This is a genomic window from Actinomycetota bacterium, from assembly GCA_030776725.1.
Taxonomy (GTDB): Bacteria; Actinomycetota; Nitriliruptoria; order Nitriliruptorales; family JAHWKO01; genus JAHWKW01.
In genome coordinates, this window is the sequence record JALYHG010000126.1 from 1 (window position 1) to 2,911 (window position 2,911).

A 2,911-nucleotide genomic window follows, 5' to 3' on the forward strand; every position below is an offset into this window, starting at 1 on the left:
GGGTCTCGCCGCTCCACAGCCGCCCGATCACCGCCATCGCCTCCTCCAGCATCTCGAGTCGGATCTCGATGGACGGCCACCTCTCGCCGGTGACGTGCTCGTTCAGCGCTTCGCCGCTCCCGATCCCGAATCGGAACCTCCCGCCGAACAGTTGCTGCACGGTGGCGGTCGCATGCGCGACGATCACCGGGTGCGTCCGCACCATCGGACACGTGACCGCGGTGGTCAGCTCGAGTTCCGACGTCGCCTCGGCGAGCGCGCCGAGGACTGACCAGACGAACGGGCTCTCGCCCTGCTCGGGCAGCCACGGGTGGAGGTGGTCGGAGATGGACGCGCGCCGGAATCCGGCCTCCTCGGCGAGTTTCGCGATACGCACGAGCCTCGGTGCGTCGTGCTCTTCCGAGCTCAGGAAGATCCCGACCTCTACCAGGTCCCTTGCTCCGTCGCGTGGGCAGGCGCCAGGCAACCGAGCGTCGGGGCGCTGTCCGTGCGCGCCGGCCCGTACGGACGGCGGCGTCCACGCCTTGGACGGTCGACACCGTCGGGCGCACGTCGAACGGGCGCCCGTTGGTGTCGAGGGACCGGTGGTGTGCTCGGGCGGCCGTGTCGGCATGAGCATCGACACGGGTCCCGTTCACGGGTCAGCCACGCGGTCGGTCACGGCCCATCGTCGGAGGGCGGCCATGCGCCGCGCACGTTCCTCGATCGGCATCCCGGCGAGGTGGGCGATGCGCGTGCCGGGCGGAGGGTGCGGGCCGACGGCGTTCCACTCGGCAGCCAGCCATCGCGTCCCGTGGCGGTGGACTGTTGCTCGCGTCGGACGTGCGCCGCGGCCGTGGAAGTCCCCGAGATCCCACCCGAGCATCGAGCAGACAGTGGCCTGGTCGGCCCACGAGTGCGGCAGCTCCCCGCGATCCAGCACCGCGTCGAGGAAGGTCACCGAGCGGGGGTCGCGGCGGACGAGCCAGACCCCGGTGTTCGGGTTGCACCGGTCGTTGAATCGTTCGAGCGCGAGCCCCTGGTAGTCGGTGGGCGACAGGTCGTCCAAGGGGTCGCGGTCGGTGCGGAGCACGACGGTGTCGACGTCGAGCCACAAGACGGCGTCGTGCCGATCGAGGCTGGTGCGGAGCAGCTCGATCTTCGCCCACTTTGCCGCGCGGACGGCCGGTGTGCAGCGGTCGTTGTCGTCGGGCAGCCGGTGAACGGCGAGGTCGTAGCCGTGGGCATGTGCGAAGGCGAGGTGCGTCGGCAGCGACCACTGGAGCAGGGGGGACATCGCCGGGCCGCATGCCGTCAACACGAGCTTGCGCCGTCCGGGGCCGGCGTTGTCCGCATCGAGGACGTCGTCGACGCCGGCGCCGTTCACGGTCGCCCGTCCAGGCGCCGTCGCGCGACAGCGCAGTGGCGCGGGTCGACGTCTCCGCCGAGCACCGGCCGGTTCGCGGCGTGGGCCACGATGAGGCAGCGGACGTCCGATGCCCCGCCGCATCCGACGCCACCCTGTGGGCGACGGCATGCTCGCCGAGCGGCTCCTCGGCTGGCGCTGCTGGGCGGAAGGTGCTCACGATCGTCTGGCGGATGCATGCACATGGTCCCTTGACCCCCGGGACACCATAGACATGAGCCCCTGTTGCCACGGTGGCGATGATCGTGCTGAGCAGACGTCCATGCCGCGGGCAAGTCGACGGCCTAGGCGCACGTTCGAACGGGGCGCGCGATCGTTGCCCGAGCCATGGCCGTTACCGTCATCCTCGGCAACGACATCGGACAGGTCGCACGCACCTTCGATCCTGCCCGCGACACCGTCCTCACGGGGGACGTTTCCCCGGTGGACCGCGACCACGTGGTGTTCTACAAGGACCCGGACGTGAAGTTCGAGCGCCTTGCGCACGAGCAGTGACCGAAACGCTGCCTCGGCTCTGTGAACGGCACGCACGAGACGTCGGTGACCACTCCACCGACGCGCTCTCGGCGGAGGACTCGACGGCGGCCGATCCGTCCCCACGCCCCGGCTCGCCGACCTCGGTGGCGGCCAGGTGACAAGCGACTCGGCGCGACCCGCCCGCCCGCTGGCTGATCCCTCGGTGCGCCGGGTGGCGCTGCTCCGCGCCCGCGTCGGTCTCGGCGACCTGCTCGCCTCGGTGCCGGCGCTGCGTGCTCTGCGCCGGGCGCGTCCCGACCTCGAGGTGGTGATGATCACCTACCCGGGGATCGGGAACGTCTTGGAACGGCAGCGCCACTACGTCGACGAGTTCCTCGAGTTCCCGGGATGGCCGGGCATCCCCGACCGACCCGTCGACCACGACCGGCTGCCGTCGTTCTTGGAGAAGGTCAAGGAGCGGGAGTTCGATCTGGCGATCCAGATGTACGGTTCGAGGGCGGCCGCCCACGAGGCGACCGAGGCGCTCGGCGCACGCCGGACGGCCGGGTTCTTCACGCCCGGCGCGTGGCAGGCGGACCTGGCCACCCACCTGCCCTACCCGATCGGCGAGCACGAGATCGACCGCCACCTGCAGCTCCTGACTTTCCTCGGCGTGCCCACCACCGACCGGCGCCTGGAGTTCGCGGTGACTGACGCCGACCGCGACCAGGCGTCGTCGATCCGCAGCCGCCATCGCTTGGTGCCCGGCACCTACGCCGTCGTCCACCCCGGTGCCAGCGCCGCGAGCCGCCGGTGGCCGCCCGAACGGTTCGCGCAGGTCGCCGAGGGCATCTCCCGGCGAGGTCTGCGCGTCGTCGTCACCGGGACCGCCGAGGAGGTCGTTTAAAATTATTATTTGGCGCGGCGAGCAGGTTGCGAGGTGGTCGACCTCTCGGGCGCGACGAACCTCGGGGGGTTCGCCGCGCTGCTCGCCGACGCGGCGCTGCTCGTCGGGAACGACAGCGGGCCGGCGCACCTCGCTGTCGCGCT

3 protein-coding genes and 1 pseudogene are annotated in these 2,911 nt (G+C 71.2%); 2 read left to right on the plus strand and 2 right to left on the minus strand.

Translation table 11 applies throughout. The features are described from left to right. Positions 1 to 430, minus strand: a 430-nt coding sequence (locus M3N57_05955; protein MDP9022240.1) for a TIGR03557 family F420-dependent LLM class oxidoreductase, incomplete at its 3' end; no start/stop codon positions are given. Between the two features lie 204 nt (positions 431 to 634). After that, entirely contained in the window at positions 635 to 1,366 is a 732-nt protein-coding gene (locus tag M3N57_05960) for a glycosyltransferase family 77 protein (protein MDP9022241.1), read from the minus strand. A gap of 366 nt (positions 1,367 to 1,732) precedes the next feature. On the opposite strand from M3N57_05960, the gene M3N57_05965 reads away from it, so the two are divergent. Beyond that, positions 1,733 to 1,900 (plus strand): hypothetical protein, encoded by a 168-nt coding sequence (locus M3N57_05965; GenBank protein MDP9022242.1) that lies wholly within the window; start codon positions 1,733 to 1,735, stop codon positions 1,898 to 1,900. Between the two features lie 463 nt (positions 1,901 to 2,363). Then, positions 2,364 to 2,911 (plus strand): annotated as a pseudogene (locus M3N57_05970) (hypothetical protein).

Coding starts and splice junctions, on each gene's coding strand:
- M3N57_05965 (MDP9022242.1), top strand. CDS start 1,733: ATGGCCGTTACCGTCATCCTCGGCAACGACATCGGACAGGTCGCACGC.